This window comes from Pseudomonas sp. FP1762, assembly GCF_030687105.1.
Lineage (GTDB): Bacteria > Pseudomonadota > Gammaproteobacteria > Pseudomonadales > Pseudomonadaceae > Aquipseudomonas > Aquipseudomonas siliginis.
In genome coordinates this window covers 5,665,468-5,683,667 of sequence record NZ_CP117458.1, presented here as the reverse complement: position 1 = coordinate 5,683,667, position 18,200 = coordinate 5,665,468, and the positions used below count along the sequence as shown (strand labels likewise).

Here is an 18,200-nt window from a genome sequence, read left to right as displayed (position 1 = left end):
TCTGGCGGGCATGACCGCTGACCAATTTCCGAGGAACCGAAGATGAGCGATATCCCTGCCGAACTGCGTTTTGCCGAAAGTCATGAATGGGCGCGTCTGGAAGCTGACGGCACTGTCACCGTGGGCATCAGCGATCACGCGCAGGAAGCGCTGGGCGACGTGGTGTTCGTCGAGTTGACCGAAGTCGGCAAGGTGTTCGCCGCCGGTGATCAATCCGGCGTGGTCGAGTCGGTGAAAGCCGCCTCCGACATCTACGCCCCGGTCAGCGGTGAAGTCATCGCGATCAACGAAGAGCTGGGTGGCTCGCCTGAGCTGCTGAACTCCGACCCGTACGGCGCGTGGATCTTCAAGCTCAAGCCAAGCGACAAGGCCGAGCTGGACAAGCTGCTGGATGCTGCTGGGTACAAGGCTGCAATCGGCGAGTAAGTTGCCGGCAACACCCAAAGCCCCGATTCGTCGGGGCTTTTTTATGGGCGACGAATATCCCTTTGTGGGAGCGAGCCTGCTCGCGAAAGCGCCATATCAGTCAATGCCAAGGTTTCTGAAACACCGCTTTCGCGAGCAGGCTCGCTCCCACAGGGGCGGCGTGATCTTGAAAATTCGCCTGCTATGCTGGTTTGACCGTGTCGATTGACGCCAAGCGCCAGCCAGGAGAGCCCGTCATGTCCCAGTCGCCGTCCCTGAGCCAGTTACGCGATCCCGAAGCCTTTCTGCGCCGCCACCTTGGCCCGGATGCCGCCGAGCAGCAGGCGATGCTCGACAGCCTGGGCCTGGGCAGTCGTGCCGAGCTGATCGAGCAGACCGTGCCGCCGGGCATTCGCTTCAATCGCGCACTGGATCTGCCGCCGGCACTCGGCGAACAGGCTGCGCTGGCGAAACTGCGCGGTTATGCCGAGCAGAATCAGCTGTTCACCAGCCTGATCGGTATGGGTTATCACGGCACCGTCACGCCGACCGTGATTTTGCGCAATGTGCTGGAAAATCCCGGCTGGTACACCGCGTATACCCCATACCAACCAGAGATCGCCCAGGGCCGGCTCGAAGCGCTGCTGAATTTTCAGCAACTGACCATCGACCTCACCGGCCTGGAACTGGCCAACGCCTCGCTGCTCGATGAGGCCACCGCAGCGGCCGAAGCCATGGCGTTGGCCAGGCGCGTGGCGAAGTCGAAGAGCAATCTGTTTTTTGTGGATGAAAACTGCCATCCGCAAACCCTCTCCGTGGTGCAGACCCGCGCCGAAGGTTTCGGCTTCGAGCTGGTCGTCGACGCGGTGGATAACCTGGCGCAGCACGAGGTGTTCGGCGCGCTGCTGCAATACCCCGACACCCACGGCGAAATCCGCGATCTCAAACCCTTGATCAACCACCTGCACGCACAACAGGCCCTGGCCTGCGTCGCTACCGATTTGCTCAGCCTGCTGGTGCTGACGCCGCCGGGTGAGTTGGGTGCCGATGTGGTGTTCGGTTCGTCCCAGCGTTTCGGTGTGCCGATGGGTTATGGCGGCCCGCACGCGGCGTTTTTCGCCAGCCGCGAGGAGTACAAACGAGCGATTCCGGGGCGGATCATCGGTGTATCGAAAGATGCTCGCGGCAACGTCGCGCTGCGCATGGCCCTGCAAACCCGCGAGCAACACATCCGCCGCGAGAAAGCCAATTCGAACATCTGCACCGCGCAGGTGCTGCTGGCCAATATCGCCAGCTGTTATGCGGTGTATCACGGCCCCGAGGGCTTGAAGCGTATCGCCCAGCGCGTGCATCGCCTGACCTGCCTCCTCGCCGCGGGACTCAAGCGCAACGGTATCAAACGGCTCAACGAGCAGTTCTTCGACACCCTGACCCTGGAGGTCGGCGGTGCGCAAACGGCGATCATCGAAAGCGCTCAGGCAGCGCAGATCAACCTGCGCATTCTCGGTCGCGGCCGCGTCGGGCTGAGTCTGGATGAGACCTGTGATGAACACACCGTGGCAAAACTGTTCGACGTGCTGGTCGGGGCTGATCACGGCCTGAGCGTTGACGCGCTGGATGGCGAAGACATGGCTTCTGGAATTCCAGAGCATCTTCAGCGCAGCACACCGTACCTGCAACATCCGGTGTTCAACGCTCACCACAGCGAAACCGAGATGCTGCGTTACCTCAAACAACTGGAAAACAAGGATCTGGCGCTCAATCAGTCGATGATTCCGCTCGGTTCCTGCACGATGAAGCTCAACGCCACCAGCGAAATGATCCCGATCACCTGGCCGCAGTTCGCCAATCTGCATCCCTTCGTGCCGAGGGAGCAGGCTGTCGGTTACACACTGATGATCGAAGAACTTGAGGGTTGGCTCTGCGCGATTACCGGTTTCGATGCTATCTGCATGCAGCCCAATTCCGGCGCCCAGGGCGAATACGCCGGGCTTTTGGCGATCCGTAAATATCACGAGAGCCGGGGGGAGGGCGCGCGGGATATCTGCCTGATTCCGTCGTCGGCCCATGGCACCAACCCGGCCTCGGCGCAGATGGCCGGAATGCGTGTGGTGATTGTCGAATGCGATGAGGCGGGCAACGTCGATCTGGAAGACTTGAAGCTGAAAGCCGCAGAGGCCGGGAACAAGTTGTCGTGCCTGATGGCGACCTATCCGTCGACCCATGGCGTTTACGAGGAGGGCATCAGCGAAATTTGCGCAGTGATCCACCAGCACGGCGGCCAGGTGTACATGGATGGCGCCAATCTCAATGCCCAGGTTGGTCTCGCCCGACCGGCGGACATTGGCGCCGACGTGTCGCACATGAACCTGCACAAGACCTTCTGCATTCCCCATGGCGGCGGCGGGCCGGGCATGGGGCCGATCGGCGTCCGTGCGCATCTGGCGCCGTTCGTCGCCAACCATCCGGTGGTGCCGATTGACGGACCGCTGGCACAAAACGGCGCAGTCAGCGCAGCACCGTGGGGCAGTGCGAGCATTTTGCCGATCAGTTGGATGTACATCGCCATGATGGGCCCGCAACTGGCGGACGCCAGCGAGGTGGCGATTCTGGCGGCAAATTATCTGGCGCAGCATCTATCCGGGGCATTCCCGGTGCTTTACGCCGGGCGCAACGGCCGGGTGGCGCATGAATGCATTCTTGATTTGCGCCCACTGAAGGCTCAGACCGGCATCAGCGAGGAAGACGTTGCCAAGCGGCTGATGGATTACGGCTTCCACGCGCCGACCATGTCCTTCCCGGTGCCCGGTACGTTGATGGTCGAGCCGACCGAGAGCGAATCCAAGGCAGAACTCGACCGCTTCATCGCGGCGATGCTGAGCATTCGCGCAGAGATCAATGAAGTGCAGAAGGGCAACTGGCCGGGCGAAGACAACCCGCTCAAACGCGCGCCGCATACGCTGGCCGATGTCACTGGGATCTGGGAACGGCCCTACAGCATCGAACAGGGCATTACCCCGAATGCGCACACCCGATTGCACAAATATTGGCCGGCGGTGAATCGGGTGGATAACGTTTACGGGGATCGCAACCTGTATTGCGCGTGTGTCCCGGTGGATGATTACCGCTGATCTCTAAATCCACCGCCGTCCCTGTGGGAGCGAGCCTGCTTGCGAAAGCAATCGTCCAGCCAGCATTTTCGGTGACTGGCTCACCGCTTTCGCGAGCAGGCTCGCTCCCACAGGGTTTTGTATCGGTTTCAGAAGACGGGCAAAAAAATGCCGCTCGATCGAGCGGCATTTTCATCGGCGCAACGTTTACTCGGAAGCCACGGCGTTCTTCGCCAGAATCGCGTTCGCCAGTTCCATGTCCGAAGCCTGCAGGCCCGGGTTGTCGGCGCGGACTTTCTGCATGGCTGCTTCCAGGTACGGGCCACGGATGCCGCCGTCGCTGGCGACGAAGCTGCCGGCGTCGTCCTGGGCGGCGACGATCAGCTTGTGATCCTTGAACGTCAGGTAGGTCGAGCCGGTGGTGGCACCGGAGGAGATGACGTTACGCCAAAAGCTGTCCGCCATGGCCGAACCAACGGGAAGCGACAGCAGGGCCAAGGTGGCGACAGCAAGTTTGAGACGCATGATGAGGTGACTCCTGGGATTGACTACGGCGTTGGATAGCCGATCCCCCGATCCAGTTCCGTGCTGAATTATTTCAACTCACTTTGCGGCGTCACCCGCAGCACTTCTTCCACCGTGGTCAGCCCCGCCGCGACTTTCTGCGCGCCGGACAGGCGCAGGCTGCGCATGCCTTCCTTGAATGCCTGACGCCTGATCGCGGTGAGGTCGGTATCCGGGGTGATCAGCGCTTTGAGGCTGTCGCTCAGTTGCATGATTTCGTAGACCCCGGCGCGGCCGCGATAGCCGGTGTCGCGGCATTCTAGGCAACCGATCGCTCGCTGCGCATTGCTCGGCAGCGGCGCTTGCCAGGGCCGGGTCAGGGTTTGCCAGTCTTCATCCTCGAGCGTCAGTGGCGCCTTGCAGTGCGGGCACAAGGTGCGCACCAGACGCTGAGCCATAACGCCGAGCACGGTGGCTTTGATCAGGTAATGCGGCACACCGAGTTCGAGCAAACGGCTGATGGCGCTCGGTGCATCGTTGGTGTGCAGGGTGGACAAGACCAAGTGGCCGGTGAGTGCGGCCTGAATCGCCATTTCGGCCGTTTCCAGATCGCGGATCTCGCCGATCATGATGATGTCCGGGTCCTGCCGCATCAGCGCGCGCACCCCGGCGGCGAAGGTCAGTTCGATGTTGTGCTGCACCTGCATCTGGTTGAAGGCCGGCTCGACCATTTCGATCGGGTCCTCGATGGTGCAGAGGTTGACCTCCGGCGTCGCCAGTTTTTTCAGCGTGGTGTACAGGGTGGTGGTCTTGCCCGAACCGGTCGGCCCGGTGACCAGAATGATGCCGTTGGGCTGGCGGGTCATGTCCTGCCAGCGCCGCAGGTCGTCGGCGCTGAAACCCAACTGGTCGAAATTTTTCAGCAGCACTTCCGGGTCGAAGATCCGCATGACCATTTTTTCGCCGAACGCCGTCGGCAAGGTCGACAAACGCAACTCCACTTCGCCGCCGTCCGGGGTCTTGGTCTTGACCCGGCCATCCTGGGGTTTGCGTTTTTCCGCGACGTTCATGCGACCGAGGCTTTTCAGGCGACTGACAATCGCCATGGTCACCTGCGGCGGGAATTGATAGACGTTGTGCAACACGCCGTCGATGCGAAAGCGCACGGTGCCGTGCTCACGGCGCGGTTCGATGTGGATGTCGCTGGCGCGCTGCTGGAAGGCGTACTGGAACAGCCAGTCGACGATGTTGACGATGTGCGCGTCGTTGGCGTCCGGTTCCTGGTCGCTGGCGCCGAGATTGAGCAGTTGTTCGAAATTGCCGAGGTTGCCGCCCTGGGCGTCGGCATTGCTGGCGCCGCTGACCGATTTGGCCAGACGAAAGAATTCGACGCTGAAGCGCTGGATGTCGACCGGGTTGGCCACAACGCGTTTGATCGGCAGCTTCAACACGTGGGTCAGGTCGGCTTCCCAACCGCTGACGTAGGGCTGAGCGCTGGCCACGGTGACCGAATCGCGGTCCACGGCGACGGCGAGAATCTTGTGGCGCTGGGCGAAGGCATAGGACATCAGCGGCGTGATCGCCGCGACATTGATTTTCAGCGGATCAATGCGCAAATACGGCTGACCGGCCTGTTGCGCCAGCCACAGGGTCAGGCTTTCCAGATCCAGATGTTTGCCCGGACGGCTGAGGTCGTCGAGTTGCTGGCTGGCGATGAATTCCAGCGGATGCATCTGCCCGTGAGCAGCATGGCGACGGCGGGCATTGAGCGCCTGTTCCGCCGCGTCCTGGCAGATGAAGCCTTGGGCGACCAGTTCCCGTAATACATCGTTGAGGTCGAGCCAGCGGTCCTGAGTGACAAATTGAACGGACATGCGGCTTTCCTTTTTAAGCGTCATGCGCAAAAGGATAGTCGTGGCTCTGCTGACCGTTGGGCCACTACCCGACGAAGCCGTTGCCGGATTTGTCAGCCGGCAGCCTGTGCGGGCGCCTGCCACGCTGCGTCGGCGTTGTGCAGGTCCACTGTGCAGACGCTGATCAGGTTGCGCAGTTTTTCCGCGATCACTTGCGCGCGATGCCAGCTCAGGCCGCTCATGAGCAGATCGATCGACAGCAGATCGTCCTGGCGCTGGACGTTGACCTGCTCCGGCGTCAGAAACTGCAAAGCGAACAGATTCAGCACCCGCACCAGCAGATCCGGCTCGGCCTCGGCGAGGATCCGGTACTGCGCCAGGCAGTGGGCGTTGTTGACGTTCCAGACATCGGCGCGGGTGGGGGCGCTGTTCACGGCTTCAAGGTGCGGCATGGCGAGTCTCCAAAATCACTGGAGAAATTTTTACATTCGGTGCGGGGTATTTCTTGGCTATGATCGGCGTCTGAACGGATTTATCGAAAGAGTTGATTCGTGAAAGATGATCTTTGAGGATTTTTTATGCACAGCGAGCTGGACGCCTACGACCGCAAGATCCTCGCCTTGCTGCAGGAAGACGCTTCGCTGTCGAGCGCGCAGATCGCCGAGCAGGTCGGCTTGTCGCAATCGCCGTGCTGGCGGCGGATTCAGCGGATGAAGGAGGAGGGCATCATTCGCGGCCAGGTGACCTTGCTGGATCGCAAGAAGATCGGCCTGAACACGCAGATCTTTGCCGAGATCAAACTCAACGCTCATGGGCGTTCGAACTTCACTGAATTCACCGAGGCGATTCGCGGCTTTCCGGAAGTGCTGGAGTGTTATGTGCTGATGGGCGCAGTGGACTTCATGTTGCGCATAGTCGCGGCAGACATTGAGGCGTACGAGCGGTTCTTTTTCGAAAAGCTGTCGCTGGTGCCGGGGATACAGGAAGTGAATTCGATCGTGGCGCTTTCTGAAATCAAGTCCACCACCAGCCTGCCGGTCTAGTGCGGATGGCCTTTGTGGCGAGGGGATTTATCCCCGCTGGGCTGCGCAGCAGACCCCGCTTGATCGTTCCCACGCAGAGCGTGGGAACGATCAGGTGGGAAGGTGTTTAGCTGCGCAGGAGGATTTTCCAGGCGCGGTTCTGGTACACCGCAATTGCCTGATGCTTGCGCGCATCGAGCAGTTCGTCGGTGATGGTCGGCTCGTTGGCCAGTTGCGCCAGTTTGTTCAGCTCACCGTACAGGCGATCCATTTCCGGGATGTCCAGCACGTTGCGCGCATGGTGCAACCAGACCTGAATGCGTTCGATACGCGGCAGTTGTTCAGCGAGATCTTCCGGCTGCTGCTGATAGCGTTGCAGCTGCAGAGCAGTGGCTTCTTCGCCGAGCAGACGCGGCAGCCAGCTGTGCAGTTGCGCGTCACCCTGACGATTACCGCGAGTGTTGCGGTCGGCGGTCCAAGTGCGGGCCAGCAGCCAGCGTGAAGCGTTCAGCGAGAACTGGCCCCAGCGCGGGTCTTCCAGTTCTTCGAGGAACTGCTCCGGCGCGGCCTTGCGCACGTCTTCGTCTTCGATACCGACCTGTACCAGCGGACGCCAGTCTTCCAGCAAGGCATCGAGGGCCACGCGCAAATCGTGGGTCGACTGACGCGGCGCAGCCTGGCCGAGGCTGCTGAGCAGGGCGCGCATTTCCGCGAGGTTCTCGACCCAGTCCTGCAGCAGACGCCAGTGGCCGTTGAAGCGATATTGTTCGGCCAGACGCTGGCTGCTGCCGAGCAGATGCCAGCTCAGCGCGGCGAAGGCGTCGTCGAGACGGGTTTCGGTGGTCAGCTGCGGCGCTGGCAGGCTCAGCGAGTAGCTGTTGGCGTCGTGCAGGCGATAACCGCGCTCGGCCTTGCTGATATCGCATGGCATCAGCGCCAGGGTTTCGGCCAGTTCGGCAGCCAGTTCCAGCAACGCGGCAGGCTCGCCTTCGCGCAGCTCCAGTTCCAGCTCGCAGATTTCTTCTTTCTGCTTGCCGACCACCACGTGACCGAGATCCAGCGCGGCTTCAATGACTACTTTGGTCTTGCCACGGCCCCAGGCGATTTCGGCGCGCTCGCGGACGAAATCGGTGGTGAAGATCGGCTTGAGGGTTTTCTTGTCCAGCTCGGCGAGCGACTCGGGCCAGCATTCGCCGTCGAGTTTCTTCACGTCGAGCTTGGCCTTCGGCAGTTTCCAGTCGTACTCGTTACGCTCGGACAGACCGGCGACGCTCTGGCCGCGGGTCTTGAGAGTTTGAATCACTTCGTCACCGTCCTTGCGCAGGCGCAGGGCGACCTTGGCCTGGGCGAGGTCGCGCTCGGGGGTGTCGAAGTACTGGTTCATCAACTCACGGCGTTCCCAGCCACTTTTGTTTCGTTTCTTCAGCAGCGGGTGCTCGCGCAGGGCAGCGAGGGTTTCGCGGCTGACGCGGAGTTTGATTTCAGTTTCTTTTTGCATGGCCGGAACATCCAGAATCGGGAGCGCAGCCGGGGGAATGTGTGGCTGCCAAGGCCGTGCAGTGTACAGGAGTCAAACTTCCTACGCCCTGCGGCGGTTTATTCCGCGCGCCGGATGGTTCTATAGTGGGCCTCAATCCGGGACCTGGAGTCAGTGATGCCATTGCCGTCCATGCAAGACCAGTTCGCCGCGCTGATTGCCGCGCCATCGGTCAGCTGCACCCAACCGAACCTGGACCAGTCCAACCGCGCCGTCATCGATCTGCTCGCTGGCTGGCTCGGTGACCTGGGTTTCAGCTGCGATATCCAGCAGGTCAGCCCCGGCAAATTCAATCTGCTCGCCAGTATCGGCAGCGGCCCCGGCGGCCTGGTGCTGGCCGGGCACAGCGACACCGTACCTTATGACGACGCGTTGTGGCAGACCGACCCGCTGAAGCTCACCGAAGTCGACGGTCGCTGGGTCGGGCTGGGCAGTTGTGACATGAAGGGCTTCTTCGCGCTGATCATCGAAGCCGTGCGGCCGCTGCTCGATCAGCCGTTCAAGCAACCGCTGCTGATCCTCGCCACCTGCGACGAAGAAAGCTCGATGTCCGGCGCCCGAGCGCTGGCCGAGGCCGGGCAACCGTTGGGCCGCGCGGCGGTGATCGGCGAGCCGACCGGGCTCAAGCCGATTCGCATGCACAAAGGCATCATGATGGAGCGCATCGATATCCTCGGGCAGAGCGGTCACTCGTCTGATCCGCGCCTGGGCCACAGCGCCCTTGAAGCGATGCACGATGCGATCGGCGAACTGCGCGGTCTGCGCCTGTTGTGGCAGCGTGAATTCAGCAACCCACAGTTCAGCGTGCCGCAACCGACGATGAACTTCGGCTGCATTCATGGCGGCGACAACCCCAATCGCATCTGCGGCCAGTGCTCGCTGGAATTCGACCTGCGCCCGCTGCCGGGCATGGATCCGAGCCTGCTGCGCGCGGAAATCCTGCACAAGCTCAACCCGGTGGCCGAGCGGCACAAAGTGAAGATCGACTACAAACCGCTGTTCCCGGAAGTGCCGCCGTTCGAGCAGGCTGCAGATGCCGAACTGGTGCGCATCGCTGAAAAGCTCACCGGCCATCGCGCCGAAGCAGTAGCGTTCGGCACCGAAGCGCCTTATCTTCAGCGCCTCGGCTGCGAAACCATCGTCCTCGGCCCCGGCGACATTGCCTGCGCGCATCAACCCGGCGAGTACCTTGAAATGTCACGTTTGCAGCCTACCGTGCATCTGATTCGGCAGTTGATTGAACATTATTGCCTGACGACAGACGAACGATGACGGCCCTGTGTGGGAGCGAGCCTGCTCGCGAAAGCGTTCCGTCAGTCGCCATTGATGAACCTGATCCACCGTTTTCGCGAGCAGGCTCGCTCCCACAGGGTTAAATGTCTTGCATCAACCCGGTAAATTGCCTGCACCACAACCCGTATTCATGAGGAGAGCGCGCGTGTCGCCAAGCCTGTTCCGACGATAACCATCAGCCCGCTGTGCGTTTTTCGTTTCGCCCCTTTTTTCGGCTGCTCTTTATTACAGGCCCAGGTTCATGCCCGAATACGTCAATTGGCTTCGCCACGCGTCTCCTTACATCAATGCCCACCGCGATTGCACCTTCGTCGTCATGCTTCCCGGCGACGGCGTCGAGCATCCGAATTTCGGCAATATCGTCCACGACCTGGTCTTGCTGCACAGTCTGGGCGTGCGTCTGGTGCTGGTGCACGGCTCGCGCCCGCAGATCGAAACCCGCCTCGCCGCCCGTGGCCTGACCCCGCATTACCATCACGGCATGCGCATTACCGATGCCGCGACGCTTGAGTGTGTGATCGATGCGGTCGGCCAGTTGCGCATCGCCATCGAAGCGCGGCTGTCGATGGACATGGCCTCGTCGCCGATGCAGGGCTCGCGTCTGCGCGTGGCCAGCGGCAACCTCGTCACCGCGCGGCCGATCGGTGTGCTGGAAGGTGTCGACTATCACCACACCGGTGAAGTGCGTCGGGTTGACCGCAAAGGCATCAATCGCCTGCTCGATGAGCGCTCGATCGTGCTGTTGTCGCCGCTGGGCTATTCGCCGACCGGCGAGATCTTCAACCTTGCCTGCGAAGACGTCGCCACCCGCGCCGCCATCGATCTGGGCGCGGACAAGCTGCTGTTGTTTGGCGCCGAGCTCGGCCTGATCGACGAAAACGGCAAACTGGTGCGCGAACTGCGCCCGCAACAAGTGCCGGCACATTTGCAGCGTCTGGGCATGAGCAACTATCAAGCGGAATTGCTCGATGCCGCCGCCGAAGCCTGTCGAGGCGGCGTTGCGCGCAGCCATATCGTCAGTTACGCCGAAGACGGCGCATTGCTAACCGAACTGTTCACCCGCGACGGTGGCGGTACGCTGGTGGCGCAGGAGCAATTCGAACTAGTGCGCGAGGCGGCGATTGAAGACGTCGGCGGCCTGCTCGACCTGATCAGTCCGCTGGAAGAGCAAGGCATTCTGGTGCGCCGCTCGCGGGAAGTACTGGAGCGCGAAATCGAACAGTTCAGCGTGGTTGAACGGGAAGGCATGATCATCGCCTGTGCGGCGCTGTATCAGATTGCCGATTCCGATGCCGGCGAACTGGCGTGCCTGGCGGTGAATCCGGAATACCGCCACGGCGGACGCGGCGACGAGTTGCTCGAACGCATCGAAACCCGCGCGCGGGCGCAGGGTTTGAAAACCCTGTTCGTACTCACCACGCGCACCGCGCACTGGTTCCGCGAGCGCGGTTTCGAGCCTAGCAGCGTCGAACGCCTGCCAGCGGCACGGGCGTCGCTGTACAACTATCAGCGCAACTCGAAGATCTTCGAAAAGACCCTCTGAACAACAGCGAGGTGTCCTGTGGCGAGGGGATTCATCCCCGCTGGACTGCGCAGCAGTCCCCTTGCGTTTCCAAGTGAAAACATAGGTGGTCGCTACGCGACCCAGCGGAGATAAATCCCCTCACCACAGGGTTCTGCATTCAGTCAGAGATGAACCTGGCGCTGACGTACGGCGAATAATCCGCCAGCACTGTCTCGACCTTGCCCTGTTCCTTCAAGAATTTCGCCGTTTCGGCAATGGCCTCGGCGGTGCCGCCGTCCAGCAGCGCCGTGCTTTGCTGCGCCTTGGCATCCGGGAACGCCGATCCGGCCAGCAGTTCCGGCACATCTGCTGCGTTGGCACCGGTCAATTTGGCGATTTTCTGCACAGGCACCGAGTCGGCCGTCCAGCTGTCTTTGTGTGCGGCGTAATCAGCGAACGACTCCAGGGTGACCTTGGCAAACTTGGCCACGATCTCGGGATGCTTCTCGGCAAAGTCCTTGCGCGCCACCCACACCTCAAAGGTCGGCGCACCCCACTGGCCGACCTGGGCGGCGTCGGTCAGGGTCTTGCCGGTCTTGCGGATCTCGCCCAGCGCCGGCGACCAGACAAAGGCCCCGTCAATGTCGCCACGCTTCCACGCGGCGGCGATTTCCGCCGGTTGCAGGTTGACCACTTTGACTTGCGAGGTATTCAGGCCCCAGTGCTTCAGCGCCCCAAGCAGACTGTAGTGCGAGGTGGACACGAACGGTGTGGCGATGGTTTTACCGATCAGGTCCTGCGGTTTGTCGATGCCGCTGCCGTTGCGCACCACCAATGCTTCGGCGGCATTGATCTGTGCCGAAACGATGAACGCCACGATCGGCAGATTGCGTGAAGCAGCTGCTGCCAGGGGACTTGAGCCAAGGTTGCCTATCTGTACGTCGCCAGAAGCAATGGCAGTGACGACTTCCGGGCCGCTGTTGAAACGACGCCAGTCGATCTTCTCGCCGATGGTTTTTTCATAGACACCATCGGCCTGCGGCACTTTGCTCGGATCGATCCCGGTCTGGTAACCGACCGTCAGACCGGCGGCATGTGTGGAAAAAGAAAACAGTGCCGACACACAAACTGTAACAAATTGACTTGATAGTGCGCGTTTCGCCATGATGCGTCGCCTTTTCGATGGGATTTGCCGTGTTGGGAGCACGGCAAAGCTAATCGATCTAAAAAAAGGTCAACAAATACCATTTAGGAATGAGCTTAGGCGCCGATACGCTGTTTCCCGGCGCGGATGGCCATTAATGGGCCATATACCTGAATGGCATGAAAAAGAACGAATAAATTCTTTTTGGGATTATCAGGAAGTCTTTACGCTGCAGGGACCAAATCACTCGCGATTAGACGATGGTCGTAGACATACAAGGTTACGATTGACTTGGCAGTCACGGTCTGGCGCTAATCGCGGATCTTAGGATTCAGGGCAAATCGACCCCGAACCAGGAACACAAGAATTAGAACGAGAGGAGCGATACATGAACAAGTCCACCTTGGCCCTGGCTGTGGCCGTTGGGGTTATGGCGCAGCAGGCAGGCGCCGCCGGTTTCATCGAAGACAGCAAGGCTACTCTGGGTCTGCGCAACTTCTACATCAACACTGACAACCGTAACGGCACTGCCGAACCAAGCCGCAACGAAGAGTGGGGCCAAGGCTTCGATCTGCGTTTCATTTCCGGTTACACCCAAGGCACTGTCGGCTTCGGTATCGATGCCATCGGCCTGTTGGGCGTACGTCTGGATTCGGGCGGCGGCACCAACGGTAACGTTGCCTCCAACGGCACCCCAGGCACTGCTTACGGCGGCACTGTTTTCCCAAGCGAATCCAACGGTCAGGCAGTTGATAACTTCTCCAGCCTGGGCCTGACAGCCAAAGCGAAGATCTCCCAGACCGAACTGAAGCTGGGTACTCTGCAGCCGAAGAACCCGGTCATCGTCACCAACGACGGTCGTTTGCTGCCGCAAACCTGGCAGGGTGGCCAGATCACTTCCGGCGAGATCAAGGACCTGACTCTGGTCGGTGGCCAGATCGAGCACGTGAAAGGTCGTAACTCCAGCAACAATGAACAGCTGTCGATCGGTGGTGCAAACGCACGCACCGCGAACAGCAACAAGTTCATCTACGCCGGTGGTGATTACAAAATCACCAAGGACCTGACTGCCCAGTACTACTACGGCAATCTGGAAAACTTCTACAAGCAGCATTTCCTGGGTCTGGTGCATAACTGGTCGATCGGTCCAGGTGTGTTGAAGTCCGACTTCCGTTACTTCAATAGCTCCGACGACGGCCGTAATGGCGATGAATCTGCCTATTTCAGCAACGGTGCCTACGGCAACAGTTCGCTGGGTAACGGCAAAGGCAAGGTCGACAACAATCTGTACAGCGGCCTGTTCCTGTACACCGTTGCCGGTCACACCTTTGGTGGCGGCTATCAGGTGAGCAACGGCAGCAGCGACTTCCCTTGGCTGAACCAGGGCGACGGTTCGTCGAACTACACCATCACCGACATGCAGATCCAGAAGTTCAACCGTGCCGGCGAGCGCACCTGGCAAGCACGTTACTCCTATGACTTCGCCAAGGTTGGCGTGCCTGGCCTGACCGCAGGCATGGTTTACCTGCGTGGCGACAATGTCGATACCTACGCGAGTCGTGTGCAAACCTCCAATGGCGCTTCCGAGTGGGAACGCGATCTGACCGTGGCGTACGTGGTTCCGGAAGGCCCGTTGAAGAACGTCGGCTTCATGTGGAAAAACGCTTCGTGGCGCACCGACATCGCTGGTCAACGCGACCAGGACGAAAACCGCCTGATCCTCAGCTACTCGATCCCGCTGCTGTAATAGCACTCGAGCAACTGAAGCAAAAAAAAGCCCCGTCCGGCATCGCGCCGGACGGGGCTTTTGCGTTTCGAGTCAGGCTCACCCCCGTAAGCCCTTCTCGATTTCCCTCTTTGCTGCAACTCAAGGCCTTCTCGAACCTTGCGTTGGATGTTCGTCGCGATGCGGGTCGGTGTCCAATGAACAGATGTTTAATATTCATTAATGATCTAGATATCTAGTTATTTATTCTTTTTCGCGCTGATCGATCCCGAGCTACAGTTGTTGTCTCCCATCCCTCATCAGGAGCAGCACCATGAGCCTCAGACTCGGCGACATCGCCCCCGATTTCGAACAGGACTCCAGCGCCGGCAAGATTCGTTTTCACGAATGGCTGGGCGATAGCTGGGGCGTGCTGTTTTCCCATCCGGCGGACTTCACTCCGGTGTGCACCACCGAGCTGGGTTTCACCGCCAAGCTCAAGGATGAATTCAGCCGACGCGGCGTCAAGGCCATCGCGCTGTCGGTTGACCCGGTGGACTCGCACCACAAGTGGATCGAGGACATCAACGAAACCCAGAACACTATCGTCAACTTCCCGATCCTGGCCGATGCCGATCGCAAGGTCTCCGATCTCTACGACCTGATCCACCCGAACGCCAATGACACGCTGACCGTGCGTTCACTGTTCGTCATCGACCCGAACAAGAAGATCCGTCTGACCATCACCTACCCGGCGAGCACCGGGCGCAACTTTCACGAGATCCTGCGGGTGATCGACTCGCTGCAACTCACCGACAACTACAAAGTCGCCACACCGGCTAACTGGCAGGACGGTGAAGAGGTGGTGATCGTGCCGTCGCTCAAGGACGAAGACGAGATCAAGCAGCGCTTCCCTAAAGGCTATCGCGCGGTGAAGCCCTACCTGCGCCTGACGCCGCAGCCGAACAAATAAGATTTGTGGTGCAGTCACCGCCGCTTTCGCGAGCAGGCTCGCTCCCACATTTGCAATGCATTCCCCTGTGGGAGCGAGCCTGCTCGCGAAGGCGTCAGTCCAGGCACTTGAGAATCCAGAATCACAACGCAGGGGATTTCAGGCCGTTTCGACGGCCTTTTTTTTCGCCTGGATTCTGCTCCGCGATATATCTCTTAAATGCATAACCAAATGAATAAATATGATTTATGGATATATAAATCAGCTGGTAAGGTCACTTCCATTGAAGCGAGATCGCAGCCTGCGAATCGCCTGTAACGCTTAAAGGAATCTGCAATGCTGGTCGTCTCACTCGGTGGCAGTCCCAGCCTGCGCTCCCGTTCCGGGGTGCTGCTGGAGCGTTCGCAACGCTGGTTGCAACAGCAAGGGGTGGAAGTGGTGAGTTATCAGGTGCGGGACTTCCCGGCCGAGGATCTGCTCCACGCGCGCTTCGACAGTCCGAAGGTCCTCGACTTGTTGCAACAGATCGCAAACGCCGATGGCCTGCTGATCGCCACGCCGGTTTACAAGGCCTCGTTTTCCGGTGCGCTGAAGACCCTGCTGGATCTGCTCCCCGAGCGTGCCTTGAACCACAAGATTGTCTTGCCGATGGCCACGGGCGGCAGCATCGCTCACATGCTGGTGGTCGATTACGCCCTCAAGCCCGTGCTGTCGGCACTCAAAGCGCAGGAAATGCTTCAGGGTATTTTCGCCGAGGACAGCCAGATCGCTTATGGCGAAGGCAGTGCCGCCGCGCAACTGGCGCCTGCCCTGGAGCAACGGTTACACGAGGCCCTGGATCAGTTCATCGGCGCCATGGCGCGCCGGCCGAAACCGCTGGAGCCAGGCCTGCTGAACGAACGTTTGTTGAGTGCTCGCTGGAGCATTTAAGCCTCATCGAAATTTGAAGTACTGGCCTTACTCGCCCGCCAACGGGCAAGCAGGTGCAGCCACAACCCAACAGCAAAAAGGAGAGCGCTATGCGCACTGTATTTTTGCGTCGTGGTCTGGTCGCTCTGTTTGCTGCGGCTGTCACCTTCGGCGCCATCACCCAAGCTCAAGCCGAGACATTGCGGATCGGTTATCAGAAGTACGGCACGCTGGTGCTGCTCAAAGCCAAAGGCACGCTGGAAAAACGTCTGGCGGCGCAAGGCGTCGACGTGCAATGGACGGAATTCCCCGGCGGCCCGCAGCTGCTCGAAGGCCTCAACGTTGGCTCGATCGATTTCGGCGTGACCGGCGAAACTCCACCGGTTTTCGCCCAGGCCGCTGGCGCGGATCTGCTCTACGTCGCCTATGAACCGCCAGCACCGAACAGCGAAGCGATCCTCGTACCGAAAGACTCGCCGATCAAATCGGTGGCCGATCTCAAAGGCAAGAAAGTCGCCCTGAACAAAGGCTCCAACGTCCACTACCTGCTGGTGCGCGCGCTGGAAGACGCCGGCCTCAAGTACAGCGATATTCAGACCGTGTTCCTGCCGCCGGCTGATGCCCGCGCTGCGTTCGAGCGTGGCAGTGTCGACGCCTGGGTCATCTGGGATCCGTATCAGGCCGCTGCCGAGAAGCAACTGCAAGCGCACACCCTGCGCGACGGCAAAGGCATCGTCGACAACCATCAGTTCTATCTGGCCACAAAACCTTACGCGCAGAAAAATCCCGAGGTGATCAAGACCCTCGTCGAAGAAGTCCGCGCGGTTGGTGAATGGTCGAAAGCCAATCCCGAAGACGTGACGCAACAGGTCGCGCCACTGCTTGGCCTGCCGGCGGACATCACCCTGACCTCGGTGAAACGCCAGGGCTACGGCGCGCTGTTCCTGACCCCGGAAGTGGTCGCTGCGCAACAGAAAATCGCCGACACGTTCTTCCAGCTCAAGCTGATTCCCAAGCCGTTGAGCATCAAGGATGTGATCTGGACCCCGCCGGCCGCTGTGGCCCAAAGCTCCCAAGCCCAGTAATTCGAATCCACAAGGAGACCACTCCATGAGCCTCAACATCTTCTGGTTCCTGCCGACCCACGGCGACGGCCATTACCTTGGCACCGCCGAAGGCGCCCGCGCGGTTGATCACGGTTATTTGCAGCAAGTCGCGCAAGCGGCGGACCGTCTGGGTTTTGGCGGGGTGCTGATTCCGACCGGGCGTTCCTGCGAAGACTCGTGGCTGGTGGCAGCCTCGCTGATTCCGGTGACCCAGCGCCTGAAGTTTCTGGTCGCCCTGCGCCCCGGGATCATTTCCCCGACGGTCGCGGCGCGCCAGGCAGCGACGCTGGATCGTTTGTCCGGCGGGCGTGCGCTGTTCAATCTGGTCACCGGTGGCGATCCGGAGGAACTGGCTGGCGATGGTCTGTTCCTCAACCATGAGGAACGCTATCAGGCCTCGGTGGAATTCACCCGCATCTGGCGCCGTGTGCTGGAAGGCGAAACCGTCGATTACGACGGCGAGCACATCAGCGTGAAAGGCGCGAAGCTGCTCTATCCACCGATCCAGCAACCGCGTCCGCCGCTGTATTTCGGCGGTTCCTCGGAAGCGGCGCAGGATCTGGCGGCCGAGCAGGTCGAGATGGTTCTGACCTGGGGCGAGCCGCCGGCCGCGGTGGCCGAGAAGATCGCACAAGTGCGCGCCAAAGCCGCCAGGCTCGGCCGCACCGTGCGCTTCGGCATTCGTCTGCATGTGATCGTCCGTGAAACCAATGCCGAAGCCTGGCAGGCAGCGGACCGGCTGATCTCGCATCTGGACGACGACACCATCCAACGTGCCCAGGCTTCCTTGGCGCGCTTCGATTCGGTCGGCCAGCAACGCATGGCCGCGCTGCACGGCGGCAGCCGCGACAATCTTGAAGTCAGCCCGAACCTCTGGGCTGGTGTCGGTCTGGTACGTGGCGGTGCCGGTACGGCGCTGGTCGGCGATGGCCCGACCGTGGCAGCGCGGGTCAAGGAATATGCGGATCTGGGCATCGACACCTTCATCTTCTCCGGTTATCCACACCTCGAAGAATCGTATCGGGTAGCCGAGCTGCTGTTCCCGCATCTTGACGTTGAACGCCCGGAACTGCCGAAGAGCGCCGGTTATGTCAGCCCGTTCGGCGAGATGGTCGCCAACGACATCCTGCCCAAAGCCGCGTCGCAGAGCTGAGGC

15 protein-coding genes are annotated in these 18,200 nt (G+C 60.6%); 10 read left to right on the top strand and 5 right to left on the bottom strand.

Annotated elements, in window-relative coordinates; translation table 11 throughout:
• Positions 1-42: 42 nt before the first annotated feature.
• Together gcvH and gcvP are read left to right on the top strand one after the other, a co-directional pair.
• Positions 43-426: a glycine cleavage system protein GcvH gene (gcvH, locus tag PSH90_RS25465; RefSeq protein WP_125925399.1), complete on the top strand. Its 384-nt coding sequence runs from the start codon at positions 43-45 to the stop codon at positions 424-426.
• Positions 427-662: 236 nt separating this feature from the next.
• The gene (gene gcvP, locus PSH90_RS25460; protein ID WP_305381724.1) at positions 663-3,536 is read left to right on the top strand and encodes an aminomethyl-transferring glycine dehydrogenase; all 2,874 of its coding nucleotides are present in this window, start codon (positions 663-665) and stop codon (positions 3,534-3,536) included.
• 186 nt (positions 3,537-3,722) lie between these two features.
• On the opposite strand, the gene PSH90_RS25455 is transcribed toward gcvP, so the two are convergent.
• From PSH90_RS25455 to PSH90_RS25445, 3 genes are all read right to left on the bottom strand, one after another.
• Positions 3,723-4,043 (bottom strand): DUF2388 domain-containing protein, encoded by a 321-nt coding sequence (locus PSH90_RS25455; RefSeq protein WP_172667868.1) that lies wholly within the window; start codon positions 4,041-4,043, stop codon positions 3,723-3,725.
• Between the two features lie 65 nt (positions 4,044-4,108).
• A complete protein-coding gene (locus PSH90_RS25450; RefSeq protein ID WP_024014732.1) occupies positions 4,109-5,893 on the bottom strand; it encodes a GspE/PulE family protein in 1,785 nt (594 codons plus the stop codon).
• Positions 5,894-5,985: 92 nt separating this feature from the next.
• Positions 5,986-6,324, bottom strand: coding sequence for a hypothetical protein (locus PSH90_RS25445; RefSeq protein WP_305381723.1), 339 nt, complete (start codon positions 6,322-6,324; stop codon positions 5,986-5,988).
• Positions 6,325-6,450: 126 nt separating this feature from the next.
• Between PSH90_RS25445 and PSH90_RS25440 the strand changes: the two genes are divergently transcribed.
• The gene (locus PSH90_RS25440) at positions 6,451-6,915 is read left to right on the top strand and encodes an Lrp/AsnC family transcriptional regulator (protein WP_024014730.1); all 465 of its coding nucleotides are present in this window, start codon (positions 6,451-6,453) and stop codon (positions 6,913-6,915) included.
• A gap of 106 nt (positions 6,916-7,021) precedes the next feature.
• Here the strand turns inward: PSH90_RS25440 and PSH90_RS25435 are convergent, their stop codons facing one another.
• Positions 7,022-8,392 (bottom strand): inorganic triphosphatase, encoded by a 1,371-nt coding sequence (locus PSH90_RS25435; RefSeq protein ID WP_041476882.1) that lies wholly within the window; start codon positions 8,390-8,392, stop codon positions 7,022-7,024.
• Between the two features lie 156 nt (positions 8,393-8,548).
• On the opposite strand from PSH90_RS25435, the gene argE reads away from it, so the two are divergent.
• Both argE and argA read left to right on the top strand, forming a co-directional pair.
• A complete protein-coding gene (argE, locus tag PSH90_RS25430; RefSeq protein WP_305381722.1) occupies positions 8,549-9,703 on the top strand; it encodes an acetylornithine deacetylase in 1,155 nt (384 codons plus the stop codon).
• A 262-nt stretch (positions 9,704-9,965) separates the two neighbouring features.
• Positions 9,966-11,267, top strand: coding sequence for an amino-acid N-acetyltransferase (argA, locus tag PSH90_RS25425; protein WP_016772647.1), 1,302 nt, complete (start codon positions 9,966-9,968; stop codon positions 11,265-11,267).
• A gap of 139 nt (positions 11,268-11,406) precedes the next feature.
• Here argA and tauA read toward each other — a convergent pair whose 3' ends face one another.
• Positions 11,407-12,396, bottom strand: a complete 990-nt coding sequence (tauA, locus tag PSH90_RS25420; protein WP_305383151.1) for a taurine ABC transporter substrate-binding protein — start codon at positions 12,394-12,396, stop codon at positions 11,407-11,409.
• A gap of 364 nt (positions 12,397-12,760) precedes the next feature.
• Here tauA and PSH90_RS25415 point away from each other — a divergent pair, with 364 nt between their 5' ends.
• The 5 genes from PSH90_RS25415 to ssuD all read left to right on the top strand — a co-directional run bounded on the left by PSH90_RS25415 (position 12,761) and on the right by ssuD (position 18,197).
• Complete coding sequence (locus PSH90_RS25415) at positions 12,761-14,119, top strand: OprD family porin (RefSeq protein WP_095181290.1); 1,359 nt, start codon at positions 12,761-12,763, stop codon at positions 14,117-14,119.
• Between the two features lie 292 nt (positions 14,120-14,411).
• Positions 14,412-15,050 carry a peroxiredoxin gene (locus PSH90_RS25410; RefSeq protein WP_041476878.1) on the top strand — a complete coding sequence of 213 codons (639 nt, stop codon included), beginning with the start codon at positions 14,412-14,414 and terminating at the stop codon, positions 15,048-15,050.
• Between the two features lie 315 nt (positions 15,051-15,365).
• A complete protein-coding gene (gene ssuE, locus PSH90_RS25405) occupies positions 15,366-15,959 on the top strand; it encodes an NADPH-dependent FMN reductase (protein ID WP_041476877.1) in 594 nt (197 codons plus the stop codon).
• A gap of 89 nt (positions 15,960-16,048) precedes the next feature.
• Complete coding sequence (locus PSH90_RS25400; protein ID WP_041476876.1) at positions 16,049-17,023, top strand: sulfonate ABC transporter substrate-binding protein; 975 nt, start codon at positions 16,049-16,051, stop codon at positions 17,021-17,023.
• A 25-nt stretch (positions 17,024-17,048) separates the two neighbouring features.
• A complete protein-coding gene (gene ssuD / locus PSH90_RS25395) occupies positions 17,049-18,197 on the top strand; it encodes an FMNH2-dependent alkanesulfonate monooxygenase (RefSeq protein ID WP_133335804.1) in 1,149 nt (382 codons plus the stop codon).
• The last annotated feature ends 3 nt before the right edge of the window (positions 18,198-18,200 follow it).

Coding starts and splice junctions, on each gene's coding strand:
- PSH90_RS25410 (WP_041476878.1), top strand. CDS start 14,412: ATGAGCCTCAGACTCGGCGACATCGCCCCCGATTTCGAACAGGACTCC.
- argE (WP_305381722.1), top strand. CDS start 8,549: ATGCCATTGCCGTCCATGCAAGACCAGTTCGCCGCGCTGATTGCCGCG.
- argA (WP_016772647.1), top strand. CDS start 9,966: ATGCCCGAATACGTCAATTGGCTTCGCCACGCGTCTCCTTACATCAAT.
- PSH90_RS25435 (WP_041476882.1), bottom strand. CDS start 8,392: ATGCAAAAAGAAACTGAAATCAAACTCCGCGTCAGCCGCGAAACCCTC.
- PSH90_RS25450 (WP_024014732.1), bottom strand. CDS start 5,893: ATGTCCGTTCAATTTGTCACTCAGGACCGCTGGCTCGACCTCAACGAT.
- PSH90_RS25445 (WP_305381723.1), bottom strand. CDS start 6,324: ATGCCGCACCTTGAAGCCGTGAACAGCGCCCCCACCCGCGCCGATGTC.
- ssuE (WP_041476877.1), top strand. CDS start 15,366: ATGCTGGTCGTCTCACTCGGTGGCAGTCCCAGCCTGCGCTCCCGTTCC.
- gcvP (WP_305381724.1), top strand. CDS start 663: ATGTCCCAGTCGCCGTCCCTGAGCCAGTTACGCGATCCCGAAGCCTTT.
- gcvH (WP_125925399.1), top strand. CDS start 43: ATGAGCGATATCCCTGCCGAACTGCGTTTTGCCGAAAGTCATGAATGG.
- ssuD (WP_133335804.1), top strand. CDS start 17,049: ATGAGCCTCAACATCTTCTGGTTCCTGCCGACCCACGGCGACGGCCAT.
- PSH90_RS25400 (WP_041476876.1), top strand. CDS start 16,049: ATGCGCACTGTATTTTTGCGTCGTGGTCTGGTCGCTCTGTTTGCTGCG.
- PSH90_RS25440 (WP_024014730.1), top strand. CDS start 6,451: ATGCACAGCGAGCTGGACGCCTACGACCGCAAGATCCTCGCCTTGCTG.
- PSH90_RS25415 (WP_095181290.1), top strand. CDS start 12,761: ATGAACAAGTCCACCTTGGCCCTGGCTGTGGCCGTTGGGGTTATGGCG.